13 protein-coding genes are annotated in these 14,295 nt (G+C 73.9%); 5 read left to right on the top strand and 8 right to left on the bottom strand.

The features are described from left to right. Positions 1 to 50 precede the first annotated feature (50 nt). The gene (locus J2X49_RS06975) at positions 51 to 1,235 is read right to left on the bottom strand and encodes a hypothetical protein (RefSeq protein ID WP_310124272.1); all 1,185 of its coding nucleotides are present in this window, start codon (positions 1,233 to 1,235) and stop codon (positions 51 to 53) included. After that, positions 1,217 to 2,299: a succinyl-diaminopimelate desuccinylase gene (gene dapE / locus J2X49_RS06970; RefSeq protein ID WP_246991721.1), complete on the bottom strand. Its 1,083-nt coding sequence runs from the start codon at positions 2,297 to 2,299 to the stop codon at positions 1,217 to 1,219. Before dapE ends, J2X49_RS06975 begins: the two co-directional genes overlap by 19 nt. Before the next feature lie 23 nt (positions 2,300 to 2,322). On the opposite strand from dapE, the gene J2X49_RS06965 reads away from it, so the two are divergent. The 3 genes from J2X49_RS06965 to J2X49_RS06955 are packed head-to-tail and all read left to right on the top strand — an operon-like array spanning position 2,323 to position 5,578. After that, positions 2,323 to 3,234 (top strand): tetrahydrodipicolinate N-succinyltransferase N-terminal domain-containing protein, encoded by a 912-nt coding sequence (locus J2X49_RS06965; RefSeq protein ID WP_310124268.1) that lies wholly within the window; start codon positions 2,323 to 2,325, stop codon positions 3,232 to 3,234. Continuing rightward, a complete protein-coding gene (locus J2X49_RS06960; RefSeq protein WP_310124265.1) occupies positions 3,234 to 4,025 on the top strand; it encodes an ABC transporter ATP-binding protein in 792 nt (263 codons plus the stop codon). The genes J2X49_RS06965 and J2X49_RS06960 overlap by 1 nt, the downstream gene beginning before the upstream one ends. Then, entirely contained in the window at positions 4,001 to 5,578 is a 1,578-nt protein-coding gene (locus tag J2X49_RS06955) for a hypothetical protein (protein WP_310124263.1), read from the top strand. Before J2X49_RS06960 ends, J2X49_RS06955 begins: the two co-directional genes overlap by 25 nt. Positions 5,579 to 5,595: 17 nt before the next feature. Here J2X49_RS06955 and J2X49_RS06950 read toward each other — a convergent pair whose 3' ends face one another. The 6 genes from J2X49_RS06950 to msuE all read right to left on the bottom strand — a co-directional run bounded on the left by J2X49_RS06950 (position 5,596) and on the right by msuE (position 11,640). Then, positions 5,596 to 7,047, bottom strand: a complete 1,452-nt coding sequence (locus J2X49_RS06950) for an NCS2 family permease (RefSeq protein ID WP_310124261.1) — start codon at positions 7,045 to 7,047, stop codon at positions 5,596 to 5,598. A 64-nt stretch (positions 7,048 to 7,111) separates the two neighbouring features. Further along, the gene (locus J2X49_RS06945) at positions 7,112 to 8,368 is read right to left on the bottom strand and encodes a citrate synthase (protein ID WP_128189928.1); all 1,257 of its coding nucleotides are present in this window, start codon (positions 8,366 to 8,368) and stop codon (positions 7,112 to 7,114) included. 127 nt (positions 8,369 to 8,495) lie between these two features. Continuing rightward, positions 8,496 to 9,572, bottom strand: coding sequence for a succinyldiaminopimelate transaminase (gene dapC, locus J2X49_RS06940; protein ID WP_310124258.1), 1,077 nt, complete (start codon positions 9,570 to 9,572; stop codon positions 8,496 to 8,498). Positions 9,573 to 9,587: 15 nt separating this feature from the next. Then, positions 9,588 to 9,905: a ferredoxin gene (gene fdxA / locus J2X49_RS06935; RefSeq protein ID WP_128189925.1), complete on the bottom strand. Its 318-nt coding sequence runs from the start codon at positions 9,903 to 9,905 to the stop codon at positions 9,588 to 9,590. Further along, positions 9,902 to 11,023, bottom strand: coding sequence for a PIG-L family deacetylase (locus tag J2X49_RS06930; protein WP_310124255.1), 1,122 nt, complete (start codon positions 11,021 to 11,023; stop codon positions 9,902 to 9,904). The genes fdxA and J2X49_RS06930 overlap by 4 nt, the downstream gene beginning before the upstream one ends. 47 nt (positions 11,024 to 11,070) lie before the next feature. Further along, positions 11,071 to 11,640: an FMN reductase gene (gene msuE, locus J2X49_RS06925; protein ID WP_310124254.1), complete on the bottom strand. Its 570-nt coding sequence runs from the start codon at positions 11,638 to 11,640 to the stop codon at positions 11,071 to 11,073. A 121-nt stretch (positions 11,641 to 11,761) separates the two neighbouring features. Here msuE and J2X49_RS06920 point away from each other — a divergent pair, with 121 nt between their 5' ends. Further along, entirely contained in the window at positions 11,762 to 13,147 is a 1,386-nt protein-coding gene (locus J2X49_RS06920; protein ID WP_310124251.1) for an LLM class flavin-dependent oxidoreductase, read from the top strand. 161 nt (positions 13,148 to 13,308) lie between these two features. Further along, positions 13,309 to 14,214, top strand: coding sequence for a DUF559 domain-containing protein (locus J2X49_RS06915; protein WP_310124249.1), 906 nt, complete (start codon positions 13,309 to 13,311; stop codon positions 14,212 to 14,214). The last annotated feature ends 81 nt before the right edge of the window (positions 14,215 to 14,295 follow it).

The following is a 14,295-nucleotide window of genomic DNA, read 5'->3' as shown; positions in this document are numbered from 1 at the left end:
TCTCATGTCCCGCTGACAGTTCCGGCAGGCGCGGCGCATGGCCGTGCGCCCTACGGCACGCTCCAGTCCGGGGCGATGTGGTGCCAGCAGAACCAGATCCACACCGGCTGCAGCGCGATCGACGCGGCGAGCACGAGCGCCCGCGCCCATCCCGGCCGAAGCGCCGCGACGATCGCCGCGGCGGGGAAGATCGGCAGCAGCAGCCGCCACGTCGACGACTGCGGGAACCAGACCGCGGCGAGGTAGACGAGGTACGCGATCGTCCAGAGCCGCCCCTCGAGCGCGACGCCGCGCGCCCAGGGGCCGGCGAGCAGCGCGACCGCCGCCGCGACGATGCCGACGAGCCACACGGGCCACCACGGCCCGAACCACCACTCGAGCCCGATCGGCCACGGCGTGAACGGCACGAGCTCCTGCCGGCCGATGTACGCCGACCGCCAGCTGAGCTCGGTCTCGAGGTAGGAGTCGATGCTGCCGGTGACCACGGTGCACGCGATGAGCCAGCCGAAGCCCCACAGCGCGCTCCACGCCCCGAGCGCCACGAGCATCCACCGCTCCCTCGGCGCGAACGCGTCGCGCTCGCGCACCCAGCGCACGAGGAACCACAGCCCGAGCGCGAGCGCGAACGCGAGCCCGCCCGGGCGCGTGAGCGACATGATCGGCACCAGCACCCACAGCCACTCCCACGCGCGCAGCCGCCATGCGAGCAGCGCGCCCGCGAGCAGCAGCAGGAAGAGCGACTCGGCGTAGCCGAGCTGCAGCACGGGCGCGACGGGCGACAGCAGCACGAGCGCGAGCGCGAACCGCTCGCGGCCCGGCGCGATCTCCTGCAGGAGCCGGTAGGCGACGAGGGCGAACGCCGCCGAGGCCGCGACCGACAGCAGCACCGCGGCCGCATCCCACGACAGCCCGAGCGCCATGATCGCGCGCGCGAGCACCGGGTAGACGGGCATGAACGCCCAGGCGTTCTCCCCCACGTGCCCGTCGTCGTCGAGCGGCAGCTCGGCCGGGTAGCCCGACATGGCGACGATGTAGTACCAGTGGGCGTCCCACATGGTCGAGTAGTCGAGCAGGCCCGGGCCCGCGGGCGTCCAGAACGAGCGCCCCTGCACGCCCGCGAAGGCACCGAGGAACGCCGTGCTCACGAGCCGCGAGACGAGCCACAGCGCGAGGGGCCACAGCCACCAGCGCTCGGCGAGGCGGGCGCCCCGGTCTGTCAGGCCCGCGAGAGCCACGTGCGGAGGCTCTCCTCGGTCGCGACGATCTGCGCGACCGGCACCGACTCGTCGTCGGCGTGCGCCTTCGTCGGGTCGCCGGGGCCGAAGTTGACGGCCGGGATGCCGAGCGCCGAGAAGCGGGCGACGTCGGTCCAGCCGTACTTCGGCTGCGGCGTCGCGCCGACGGCGTCGATGAACTCCTGCGCGAGCGGCGCGTCGAGGCCGGGGCGGGCGCCCGCTGCCGCGTCGACGACGCGCACGTCGAAGCCCTCGAAGAGGTCGACGACGTGCTCGGTCGCCTCCTGCACCGAGCGCGACGGCGCGAAGCGGTAGTTGACCTGCACGACGCACTCGTCGGGGATGACGTTGCCGGCGACGCCGCCGGAGATCATGACGGCGTTCAGGCCCTCGCGGAACGTCAGCCCCTCGACCTCGATCGACCGCGGCCGGTACGACTGCAGCACCTGCAGCACCTCGGCGGCGTCGTGGATGGCGTTGTGGCCGACCCACGAGCGCGCCGAGTGCGCGCGCACGCCCCGCGTGCGGATCTCGGCGCGGAGCGTGCCGTTGCAGCCGCCCTCGATGTGGCCGTTGGAGGGCTCGCCCAGGATGGCGAAGTCGCCCTCCATGAGCTCGGGATGGGCGGCGGCCAGCAGGCGCAGGCCGTTCCGGTCCTCCCCCACCTCCTCGTGGTCGTACCAGATCCACGTGAGGTCGACGTTCGGCTCGGCGAGCTCGACGGCGAGCTTGAGCTGCACGGCGACGCCCGCCTTCATGTCGACGGTGCCGCGGCCCCACAGGTGCGGCTCGCCGTCGACCTCGACGTCGCGCACCGGCACGTTGCCGTTGATCGGCACGGTGTCGATGTGCCCGGCGATCACGACCCGCCGGTCGCGCCCGAGGTGCGTGCGCGCCACGACGGTGTCGCCGACGCGCGACACGTCGAGGTGCGGGTGCGCGCGCACGGCCGCCTCGATCGCGTCGGCGAGGGGTCCCTCGTTGTCGGAGACGGAGTCGATGTCGCAGAGCTGGCGGGTGAGGTCGACGGCGGTCGCGGACAGGTCGAGCGAGGGAGCGGCCATGGCCTCCAGCCTAGACTCGGAGCATGGCTCGCCCCGCACACGGACATGCGCTCGTCACCGTCTTCGAAGGGCGCACCCTCGATGCCTGGTACCCCGCGCCGGCGCTCGGCGCGGCCGACGGCGCCGCCGCTCCCGAGGGCCTGGCCGAGCAGGCGAGGCCCGTCCCCGAGCGCGGCGTCGACGTCGAGCACCGCCTGGTGGAGATCGACCTGGATGCGCCGCCGGCGTCGGTCGAGGACGCCTTCCTGCGCCTGCACCTGCTGAGCCACCGCCTCGTGCGCCCGAACTCGATCAACCTCGACGGCATCTTCGGCGCGCTGCCGCTCGTCGCGTGGACGAGCGCCGGCCCCGTCGACCCCGCGTGGGCGGCCGCCCACCGCGTGCAGCTGCAGCGCGCGGGCATCCAGGTGCAGGTGCTCGACCGCTTCCCGCGCATGACCGACTACGTGCTGCCCGAGGGCGTGCGCATCGGCGACGCCGCGCGCATCCGCCTGGGAGCGCACCTCGCGCCCGGCACCGTCGTCATGCACGAGGGCTTCGTGAACTTCAACGCGGGCACGCTCGGCGCCTCGATGGTCGAGGGCCGCATCTCGCAGGGCGTGGTCGTCGGCGACGGCACCGACATCGGCGGCGGCGCGTCGATCATGGGCACGCTCTCGGGCGGCGGCACCGAGCGGGTGGTGCTCGGCGAGCGCGTGCTGCTCGGCGCGAACGCGGGCGTCGGCATCTCGCTCGGCGACGACTCGGTCGTCGAGGCGGGGCTCTACGTCACCGCGGGCACCAAGGTCACGGTGCAGCCAGGCGGCGAGACGGTGAAGGCGGTCGAGCTCTCGGGCCGTCCGGGGCTGCTGTTCCGCCGCAACTCGGTCTCGGGCGCCGTCGAGGTCGTCGCGCGCGACGGCCGCGGCGTCGAGCTGAACGCGGCCCTGCACTGATGGTGGCGGCCGAGCCCGCCGCGGCGCCCGTCCCCGCGCTGCACCTGCAGCAGCTCGCGAAGCGCTTCGGGCAGAAGGTCGCGGTCGACGGGCTCACGCTCGCCGTGCCGCAGGGCTCGCTCTTCGGGCTCGTCGGGCCGAACGGCGCCGGCAAGACGACGACCCTCTCGATGGCGACGGGGCTCCTGCGCCCCGATCACGGCAGCGCCGCGGTGCTGGGGCGCGACGTCTGGCACGACCCGGCCGCCGCCAAGGCGATCATGGGCGTGCTGCCCGACGGCGTGCACCTCTTCGACCGGCTCACCGGCGCGGAGCTGCTGCGCTGCACGGGGCTGCTGCGCGGCATGCCCGAGGCCGACGTCGTCGCCCGCGCGGCCGACCTGCTCGGTGCGCTCGGCCTCGACGGCACGGGCGGCACGGCGGTCGCCGACTACTCCGCCGGCATGCGCAAGAAGATCGCATTGGCGTGCGCGCTCATCCACGCCCCGAGGCTCCTCGTGCTCGACGAGCCGTTCGAGTCGGTCGACCCGGTCTCCGGCGAGGCGATCCGCGCCATCCTGCGCGGCTTCGTCGCCTCCGGCGGCACGGTCGTGCTCTCGAGCCACGTGATGGAGCTCGTCGAGTCGCTCTGCGACCGCGTCGCCGTCGTGGCCGAGGGGCGCCTGCTCGCGACCGGCACGCTCGACGAGGTGCGCGCCGGCACGAGCCTGCAGCAGCGCTTCGTGCAGCTGGTGGGCCGCGAGGCGCTCGGGACGGAGACGCTCGCGTGGCTGCGCTCTGCATCGCGCTGAGGTACCGGCTGCTCGTCGGCTCGCTGCGGCAGAGCCCGTGGGCGGTCGTCGCGCTCGTGCTCAGCGTGCTCGGCGCGCTGTCGCTGCTCGGCTCGAGCGCGCTCGGCGCGGTCGCGATCCGCGTGCTCGTGCCCGAGCTCGGCGCGCACGCCGCCGTGCTCGCGGGCGCCGCGCTCACCGTGGGACTCACCGCGATCGCCGTGCTCGTCGGCACGAGCGACCCGCTCGCGCCCGAGCGCTTCAGCCTGCTGCCGGTGCGCGTGCCGCAGCTGCGGCGCGGGCTGCTCGCCGCCTCGCTGCTCGACCCGTGGGGCGCGGTCGCGGTGCTCGCGGTCGCGATCGGCCTCATCGTCTGGTCGACCTCGGCGGCGGCGCTCGTCGCCGGCGCGCTGCTGCTGCCGGTCGCGGTGCTCACGGTGCTGCTCATCACCCGCGTGATCGCCGACCTGCTCGCCCGGCAGCTCGCGAGCCGACGCGCCCGCGACGTCATGGCGCTGCTGCTGCTCGTCGCGATCGCCGCCGCGGCGCTCGGCATGCAGTCGTTCGCCGCGGGCGTCGGCGAGCTGGGCGACGCGGCGCCGGTCGTGGCGGATGCGTCGCGCGTCGTCGGGTGGACGCCGCTCGGGGCCGTGTTCGACGTGCCGCGCGCCGTCGCGGCGGGCGCCTGGCCGGAGGCCGCCGCCAAGCTCGCGATCGCCCTCGCCACGGTCGCGCTGTGCTGGTGGGCGTGGGGCCGCATGCTCGCGGAGCGGCTGACGAACCCGATCGTGCTCCGCGGCGGCGGACGGGTGCGCGAGGGGCGCCTGCTCGACCGCCTGCTCCCCGCCACCCCGGCCGGCGCGATCGCGGCCAGGAGCATCCGCTACCGGCGCCGCGACGTGCGGCACCTCATGAACGTGATCGCGGTGCTCATCGTGCCCGCGATGATCGCGGGCCTGCAGCTCGTCGCCGACGAGGTGCCGCGCGAGCCCATCGCGCTGCTGCCGCTGCTGATGGCGGTCGTGGCGGCGAGCATGCTGCAGATCGACGTCGCCTACGACAGCAGCGCGTTCGCGTGGCACCTGCTCGCCGGGGTGCGCGGCGTCGACGACCGCGCGGGCCGGCTGCTGGGCACCTCGGTCGTCTTCGTGCCGGCGCTCGCGATCACCGCGGTGCTCGCGTGCTGGGCCGCCGGCCGCTGGGACGTGCTGCCCGCGAGCCTCGCCGTCGGCGTCGGCACGTACGGGCTCGTCGGCGGAGCGCTGCTGTGGCTCGGCGCCTACCTGCCGGGCGAGGCGCCCCCGCCCGGGTCGAACCCGCTCGGCCGCGGCTCGTCGGGCGGCGTGCAGTCGCTCGCCGGCGTGGCGCTCTCGCTGCCGGTGCTCGGCATCGCGGGCGCGCCGTTCCTGCTGCCGGCGGTGGCCGCGCTGTGGATCCCGTGGCTCGGCTGGGTCGCGCTCGCGGCGGCGCTCCTCATCGGCGGGCTCGCGTCATGGCTCGGCGTTCGCCTCGGCGGCGCCGCGCTCGACCGCCGCGGCCCCGAGGTGCTGGCGCAGGTCTCGAAGGCGCACTGAGCCGGCGCCCGACGGCGTCAGCCGATGAGCGCCTGCAGCGGGCCGCGCACGAAGAACACGACGAAGAGCGCCGCGACGATCCACAGCAGCGGCGAGATCGTCTTCGCGCGCCCGGAGACGGCGTTGATGATCACCCACGCGATGAAGCCGACGCCGATGCCGTTGGCGATGTTGTAGGTGAGCGGCATCACGACGATCGTGAGGAACGCGGGCAGCGCGACGCGGAAGTCGGTGAAGTCGATGTCGGCGATCTGGCTCATCATCATCGCGCCGACCACGACGAGCGTCGCGGCCGCGACCTCGAGCGGCACGATCTGCGTGAGCGGCGTGAGGAACATCGCGGCGAGGAACAGCACGCCGGTCACGACCGAGGCGAGCCCGGTGCGGGCGCCCTCGCCGATGCCGGCGGCCGAGTCGACGAAGACCGTGTTCGACGACGCGCTCGCGCCGCCGCCCGCGATCGCGCCGACGCCCTCGACCACGAGGGCGCGCTTCAGGCCCGGGAACTGGCCGTCGGGCGTCGCGATGCCCGCCTGGCGCGCGAGGCCCGTCATGGTGCCCATCGCGTCGAAGAAGTTGAGGAACAGCAGCGTGAAGATGAACATCGTCGTCGCGAGCATGCCGATCCGCTCGAACGAGCCGAACGAGACCTGGCCGACGAGCGAGAGGTCGGGCAGCGCGACGATGCTCGTCGGCAGCGCCGGGGCGTTGAGGTTCCACGCGTCGGGGTTCTGGCCGAGCGACGGGCCGACGCGGAAGATCGACTCGAGCACGATCGCGATGACCGTGGTCGCGACGATGCCGATGAGGAGCGCGCCCTTGACGCGCAGCGCCATGAGGATGCCCATGAGCACCACGCCGATGACGAACGTCGCGGTCGGCAGCGACGTGATCGAGCCGCCGTCGCCGAGCTGCACGGGCGGGGCGGCGATGCCGGTCGAGCGCACGAAGCCCGAGTCGACGAAGCCGATGAAGGCGATGAACAGGCCGATGCCGACCGCGATCGCGCTCTTGAGCGCCGCGGGCACGGCGTCGAAGATCATCCGCCGCAGGCCGGTCGCGGCGAGCAGCACGATGATGAGGCCGTTGAGAGCCACGAGGCCCATCGCCTCCGGCCACGTCAGCTCGCCCACGAGCCCGAAGGCGAGGAACGAGTTGATGCCGAGGCCCGCCGCGAGGCCGAAGGGCACGTTGGCGATGAGCCCCATCGCGAGCGTCATCAGGCCGCCCACGAGCGCCGTGACGGCCGCGACCTGGCCGTTGGGGAGCCATCCGCCCTCGACGTCGGTCGCCGCCTGGTCGGCCGAGAACCCGCCGATGATGAGCGGGTTCAGCACGATGATGTACGCCATCGCGAAGAACGTGACGAGGCCGCCGCGGATCTCCTGCGAGACGCTCGAGCCGCGCTCGGAGATCTTGAAGAAGCGGTCGACGGCGCCGGTGGGCGTCGCCTGCGTGGTGCTGGTCATGGATGCTCCGGGTCAGCCGCGCAGGCGGCACGGGGCGAGCGGCGGGGCCGCAGGCCGGGGTGGGTCAGATGTGGCGCTCGGTCGGGCCGACGTACAGCTGCTGCGGGCGGCCGATCTTCGTCTGCGGGTCGAGCATCATCTCGCGCCAGTGCGCGATCCAGCCGGGCAGGCGGCCGATGGCGAACAGCACCGTGAACATGCGCTCCGGGAAGCCCATCGCCTTGTAGATCACCCCCGTGTAGAAGTCGACGTTCGGGTAGAGCTTGCGCTCCTTGAAGTAGTCGTCGGCGAGCGCGACCTGCTCGAGCTCCTGCGCGATGTCGAGCAGCGGGTCGCGCACGCCGAGCTGCGCGAGCACCTCCTCGGCGGATGCCTTGACGAGCTTCGCGCGCGGGTCGTAGTTCTTGTAGACGCGGTGCCCGAAGCCCATGAGCTTCACGCCCTGCTCCTTGCGCTTCACGCGCTCGACGAAGCGCTCGACGCCGTCGCCGGAGTCGCGGATGCCGCGCAGCATCGCGAGCACGGCCTCGTTCGCGCCGCCGTGCAGCGGGCCCGAGAGCGCGTGGATGCCGGCCGAGACCGAGGCGAACAGGTTGGCGTCGGTCGAGCCGACGAGCCGCACGGTCGAGGTCGACGCGTTCTGCTCGTGGTCGGCGTGCAGGATGAGCAGTCGCTCGAGCGCGCGCACCATCACAGGGTTCTGGATGTACTCCTCGGCCTGGATGCCGAAGTTGAGCTTGAGGTAGTTCTCGACGAACGAGAGCGAGTTGTCGGGGTAGAGGAACGCCTGCCCGATCGACTTCTTGTGCGCGTACGCGGCGATGACCGGCATCTTCGCGAGCAGCCGGATGGTCTGCTTGTCGACCTTGTCGGCGTCGCGCGGGTCGTGGTCGTGCTCGTAGTACGTCGACAGGGCGCTGACGGCGCTCGAGAGCGCGCTCATCGGATGCGCATCGCGCGGCAGCGCGTCGAAGAAGCGGCGCAGGTCCTCGTGCAGCAGCGTGTGGCGACGCACGCGCTGGTCGAAGCCGGCCAGCTCGTCCTCGCTCGGCAGCTCGCCGTAGATGAGCAGGTGCGCGACGTCGAGGAACGTCTTCTGCTCGGCGAGCTCCTCGATCGGGTAGCCGCGGTAGCGCAGGATGCCCTCGTCGCCGTCGATGTAGGTGATCGACGAGCGGGTGGCGGAGGTGTTGACGAAGCCGTAGTCGAGGGCCGTGAGCCCGGTGTCGCGCGTGAGCTTCGACACGTCGATCGCGGAGCGGCCGTCCGAGGCCTCGAGCACCTGCAGCTCGGTGGAGCGGCCGTCGTGCTGGAGCGTCACGCTGCGGCCGGCGGCGGTGCCGGCGTCGCTCGCCCGCGTCGAGATGGCAGAGCTGGTTGCGGTGTCCTCGGTCGTCACCAGGACAGCCTACCCGCCCTCCGGCGGCGCCCTCTCACGCCGCCGGTGCTCAGCCGCGCAGGCGCGCCGCGGCCTCCGCGATGTCGTCGTCGGATGCGGTGAGCGCGACCCGCACGTGGGTCGCGTCGCCGTAGAAGGTGCCCGGGGCGACCAGGATGCCCAGCCGCGCGAGCGCGTCAACCTGCGCGAGCGCATCCGTGCCGTCGGTCGCCCACAGGTACAGGCCGGCCTCCGACTCGACCGCGAAGCCGCGCTCGCGGAGCGCCGGCAGCAGCAGCGCGCGCCGCGCGCGGTAGCGCTCGCGCTGCTCGTCGACGTGGCTCGCATCGCCGAGCGCGACCGCGAGCGCGTGCTGCACGGGGCTCGGCGCCATGAGGCCGAGGTGCTTGCGCACCGCGAGCACGCGCTGCACGACCGCCGGGTCGCCGGCGATGAACGCGGCGCGGTAGCCGGCGAGGTTGGACTGCTTGCTGAGCGAGTAGACGGCGATGAGGCCCGACAGGTCGCCGTCGGTGACGCGCGGGTCGAGGATCGAGGGCGCCTCGTCGACCTCCCACGGCAGCAGCGCGTAGCACTCGTCGCTCGCGACCACGACGCCCCGCTCGCGCGCCGCGCGCACGACGCGCCGCAGCGCATCCACGCCCAGCACCGCTCCGGTCGGGTTCGACGGCGAGTTGAGCCACACGAGCCTCGTCGACTCGGGCCAGGCGCCTGGGTCGTCGGCCGGCACCGGCGTCGCGCCGGCCATGCGCGCGCCGATGTCGTAGGTCGGGTAGGCGACGGCCGGGTGCACGACCGCGTCGCCCGGGCCGAGGCCGAGCTGCTGCGGGAGGCCGGCGACGAGCTCCTTCGAGCCGACCGTCACGAGCACGCTCTCGTCGGTCAGGCCCGGCACGCCGCGCACGCGGGCGAACCAGTCGACGATCGCCCGGCGCGCCTCGGGCGTGCCCCAGTTCGTCGGGTAGCCGTGCGCGTCGGTCGCCTCGCGCAGCGCCCGCTGCAGCAGCTCGGGCGTCGGGTCGACCGGCGAGCCGACGCTCAGGTCGACGAGGCCGCCGGGGTGCGCGCTCGCGAGCGCCTTGGCGTCGGCGAGGGTGTCCCAGGGGAAGTCGGGCAGGCGGAGCATCGGCTCGGCCGCGGCTCAGGCCTGCGGCGGCAGCGCGGCCACGATCGGGTGGTCGTGCTTGATGACGCCCACCTTCGCGGCCCCGCCGGGCGAGCCGATCTCGTCGAAGAAGTGCACGTTGGCCTCGTAGTACTCGGCCCACTCCTCCGGCGTGTCGTCCTCGTAGAAGATCGCCTCGACCGGGCACACCGGCTCGCACGCGCCGCAGTCGACGCACTCGTCGGGGTGGATGTACAGCATCCGCTCCCCCTCGTAGATGCAGTCGACGGGGCACTCGTCGACGCAGGCGCGATCCTTGACGTCGACGCACGGGAGCGCGATCACATAGGTCACTGCCGGTCCCCTTCCGTCGGCTCGGTGTCCGGCCGGCGCTGCTGCGCCTGGCTCATCGCTGCCATCCTAATCCGGCGCGTGGCCTCGGCGTCCGGCCACGCCAGGGCGAGCAGCGATGCGGCGGCCGGCACGATGGTCCAGAGCCAGCCGGGCAGGTTCGTCGGCACGAGCGCGCGCTCGGTGCCGAACGTGCCGCGGCCGAGCGGGTCGATCGCGATGAGCGCGATCACGCCCACGACGCCGAGCACGGCCGCGATCGTCATCGGCCGGGAGCCGGATGCCGCGCGCACGCCGCCGATGAAGCCGACGGCGGCGACGAGCGACAGCAGGATGCCCCACGGCACCTGCTGGTGCGAGAAGGTGCCCACGACGCCGATGACGATGCCCGCGAGCAGCGCGCCGGCGCGCAGCAGCCAGCGGGTGCGGCGCGGCGGCCGGGTCTCGATCAGCCGGTAGTGCTCGACCGCGTCGAGCGGCCGGCGCTGGCCCCCGACGTGCACGACGTCGTCGCCCTCGACGGTGAGCTGCGAGCGGTGCGCGGCGAGCGCGTCGAGCACGCGCTGCCGCACGGGCTCGAGCGGGAACGCGACGTCGGCGGGCCGGTCGGTGCGCACGTAGAGCGGCAGGTCGTAGCGGCGGGCGACGATGACGGATGCGCGGTGCGCGGCCACGTGGTCCGGGTGGCCGTAGCCTCCGTCGGCGTCGTAGGTGACCATCGCCGTCGGGTCGGTCTCCTCGATGACGACGCCGAGCGCATCCGCGAGGTCGTCGGGGTCGGCCATGCCCATCGCGGTCGGCGGCGCGTCGGGCGCGGGGCCGGCGACGCCGCTGCGGATCCACGACATGCCGGAGTCGTCCCAGCCGTGGATGCGGCGGCCGCGGGCGCCGAGCGCGCGGAGCGCCTGGTCGAGCTCCTGCCGGCGCACCTCGCCGACGCCGACGTGGTCGACGTCGGGCTGGCGCTCGGCGCGCACCTCGCCGCGCTCGCCGAGCGTGAACGTCACGACGACCGCGTCGCCGCCGCCCGCGGCGACGGTCGCGATCGCGGCGCCGGTCGAGAGCGTCTCGTCATCGGGGTGCGCGTGCACGAACAGCACGCGCTCGAGGCGGGGGTCCATTCCTCTCATCCAACCACCGCCGCACGCCCTCCGATGACGCGCGCGCGTCAGAACGCGGCGGGGCGCACCGGCGCCGGCACGGCGCGCAGGTACGGCAGCGCGCGGTCGGCGGCCGCCTCGATGCGGTCGAGCACCGCGGCGCAGCGCACGCGGCCGTGCTCGAACTCCTCGCTCGAGGCGTAGACGCCGACGGGCAGCGTGAGCGCCTGGAAGAACGCGAAGAGCGGCCGCAGCTGGTGCTCGATCGTGAGCGCGTGGCGGTGGGAGCCGCCCGTCGCGGCGAGCAGCACCGGCACGTCGACGAGCGCGCGCTGGTCGACGAAGTCGAACAGGTGCTTGAACAGGCCCGTGAAGCTCGCCCGGTACACCGGGCTCCCCACCACGAGCAGGTCGGCCTCCTCGATGGCGCTGATCGCGCGCTCCGCCTCGGCCGGCAGCGACTCGCGCCGCAGCGCGCCCCCGAGGTGCGGCCCGACGTCGACGAGCTCCACGAGCTCGATCGTCGCGTCCGTGCGCCGCGCGACCGCGTCGGCGAGCGCGGCGACGAGCGCCGTCGTCGACGACGGCCGGTGCACGCTGCCGCTCACGGCGACGATGCGGAGGGTCGGATGCGTCATGGCGGCAACGCTAGGCCCGCGCGGCCCCGGGCGGGCGAGTGTGACGCACCGTGACGCGCCATGACGCCGGGCGTCGCCCATCCGTTGCCCCGCCCCTCCGGCGCCCGCCACGATGCCGGGCATGACACGCCAGATCCGCTTCAACGCCTTCGACATGAACTGCGTCGCGCACCAGTCCTCCGGGCTGTGGCGCCACCCCGACGACCGGTCGCGGCACTACAACACCATCGGCTACTGGACCGAGCTGGCCCAGCTGCTCGAGCGCGGCGCCTTCGACGGCCTCTTCATCGCCGACGTGCTCGGCACCTACGACGTCTACGGCGGCACCCGCGAGGCTGCCGTGCGCAACGGCGCGCAGGTGCCGGTCAACGACCCGATCCTGCTCGTGAGCGCGATGGCCGCGGTCACCGAGCACCTCGGCTTCGGCATCACCGCCGGCACCGCGTTCGAGCACCCCTACCCCTTCGCCCGCCGCATGTCGACGCTCGACCACCTCACGGGCGGCCGCGTGGGCTGGAACGTCGTCACCGGCTACCTGCCGAGCGCCGCGCGCAACATGGGGCAGGACGACCAGCTCGCGCACGACGACCGCTACGACCACGCCGACGAGTACCTCGAGGTGCTCTACAAGCTGTGGGAGGGCTCGTGGGAGGACGACGCCGTCGTCGAGGACCGCGAGCGGGGCGTCTTCGCCGACCCGGCGAAGGTGCACGACATCGACCACCGCGGGCGCTTCTTCACCGTGCCGGGCGCGCACATCTCGGAGCCGTCGCCGCAGCGCACGCCGGTCATCTACCAGGCGGGCGCCTCGCCCCGCGGGGTCGCGTTCGCGGCCGAGCATGCCGAGGCGATCTTCGTCGCGGCCCCCTCGAAGGAGGTCCTCGCCGGCACCGTGCGGCGCATCCGCGACGCCCTCGAGGCCGCGGGCCGCGACCGCCGCTCGGCCCGCATCTACACGCTGCTCACCATCATCACCGCGGCGACCGGCGAGGAGGCGCTCGCGAAGGAGGCGGAGTACCGCTCCTACGCGAGCGAGGAGGGCGCGCTCGTGTTCATGTCGGGGTGGATGGGCGTCGACCTCGCCGCCTACGACCCCGCGGACCCGGTGGGCGACGTCGAGTCGAACGCGATCCAGTCGGTGCTCCACCACCTGCAGGCCGAGGCCGAGCTCGGCCGCGAGTGGTCGGTCGGCGACCTCGGCCGCCACGCCGCGATCGGCGGGCTCGGGCCGACGCTCGTCGGCAGCGGCGAGGAGATCGCGGATGCGCTGCAGGAGTGGGTCGAGGAGACCGACGTCGACGGGTTCAACCTCGCCTACGCCGTCACGCCCGGCACCTGGGAGGACGTGATCGAGCACGTCGTGCCGGTCCTGCGGGAGCGGGGCGCCTACCCCGAGGCGTACGCCGAGGGCACGCTGCGCCAGAAGCTGCACGGCCGCGGTGCCCGCCTCCCGGACGAGCACCGCGGCGCATCGCACCGCATCCGCCCGGCCCCCACCCCTGCCTGACGCCGATTGGTCACGAATCGCTGTCGCGGGCCCCTGCGCACAGCGATTCGTGACCAATCGATCGGGGGCGGCTCGGGCTGGGCTGCGCCGGGCGGCAGGGCGATCCACAGCGGGGTCGCTCGGCGCGGCGGGTGCGGGGCCGGATGCGGCATGGTCCGCGGATGGATGCGGAGCGCACGGTGTTCACGACGAGGCAGGGGAAGGCCTCGGGCCTGACCGCCGCGCAGCTGCGCGGAGCGGCGTTCCGACGCCCGGCGAGCGGGTGCCGCGTCGTCGGGCCGCCGCCGACCACCGTCGAGGAGGGCCGCGACGAGCTGATCGCCGCGCTCACGGCGCTCGCGAGGCCCGACCAGTTCTTCTCCCACGCGACCGCAGCGCTCCTCCACGGCATGCCGATCCCGCGCCGGCTGGAGCGCGGACCGGTGCACCTCGCATCCCCCTCCTTCACCGGGCGGATGCGCCGGCCCGGCGTGGTCGGACACCGCATCAAGTCGGAGGTCGTCGAGGTCGCCGGGCTCCGCGCGGAGGCCGTCGCCGACACCTTCGTCCACCTCGCGACCCTGCTCAGCGTCGAGGAGCTGGTGGCGGTCGGCGACTGGATCGTCGATCCGCGGCGCACCGGCAGCCTCACGATCGACGCGCTCGCCGACGCGACGCGACGCTACCGAGGAGCCCGCGGCATGGCGGTGGTGGACCGCGCGCTCGCGCTCGTGCGCCCCGGCGCCGAGTCGGCGAAGGAGACGCAGCTGCGCCTGCGCATCATCGGCGCAGGCCTGCCCGAGCCGGTGCTGCAGCTCGAGCTCCGCGAGCCCGACGGCCGCGTCTGGGCGCGGATCGACCTCGCCTACCCCGAGCTGCGGCTCGCGATCGAGTACGACGGCGAGCAGCATCGGACCGACGACGCCCAGTACCAGCGCGACATCCGTCGGCTGCGGAGGCTGCAGTCCGAGGGCTGGTACGTCATCCGCGTCACCAAGGACGACCTGCGGGGCGGCGCTCGCGGCGTGCTCGCGCACATCGCGCACGTGCGTGCGCTCCGCATGGCCGCGGCTGCCGCGACCCGCTGAGCCGGGGCGCCCGCCCAGCCATCGCCGACCGGCGACGGCTCAAGACCGAGTGGTCACGAAGTGCTGGGCGGAGCGCTCACG

The sequence above is a fragment of the Agrococcus sp. BE272 genome, from assembly GCF_031457935.1.
Lineage (GTDB): Bacteria > Actinomycetota > Actinomycetes > Actinomycetales > Microbacteriaceae > Agrococcus > Agrococcus sediminis.
Note: the sequence above shows the minus strand (reverse complement) of the source record. Positions and strands in the feature narration are given on the sequence as shown.

Coding starts and splice junctions, on each gene's coding strand:
- dapE (WP_246991721.1), bottom strand. CDS start 2,299: ATGGCCGCTCCCTCGCTCGACCTGTCCGCGACCGCCGTCGACCTCACC.
- J2X49_RS06920 (WP_310124251.1), top strand. CDS start 11,762: ATGACACGCCAGATCCGCTTCAACGCCTTCGACATGAACTGCGTCGCG.
- J2X49_RS06950 (WP_310124261.1), bottom strand. CDS start 7,047: ATGACCAGCACCACGCAGGCGACGCCCACCGGCGCCGTCGACCGCTTC.
- J2X49_RS06960 (WP_310124265.1), top strand. CDS start 3,234: ATGGTGGCGGCCGAGCCCGCCGCGGCGCCCGTCCCCGCGCTGCACCTG.
- dapC (WP_310124258.1), bottom strand. CDS start 9,572: ATGCTCCGCCTGCCCGACTTCCCCTGGGACACCCTCGCCGACGCCAAG.
- msuE (WP_310124254.1), bottom strand. CDS start 11,640: ATGACGCATCCGACCCTCCGCATCGTCGCCGTGAGCGGCAGCGTGCAC.
- J2X49_RS06965 (WP_310124268.1), top strand. CDS start 2,323: ATGGCTCGCCCCGCACACGGACATGCGCTCGTCACCGTCTTCGAAGGG.
- J2X49_RS06930 (WP_310124255.1), bottom strand. CDS start 11,023: ATGGACCCCCGCCTCGAGCGCGTGCTGTTCGTGCACGCGCACCCCGAT.
- J2X49_RS06915 (WP_310124249.1), top strand. CDS start 13,309: ATGGATGCGGAGCGCACGGTGTTCACGACGAGGCAGGGGAAGGCCTCG.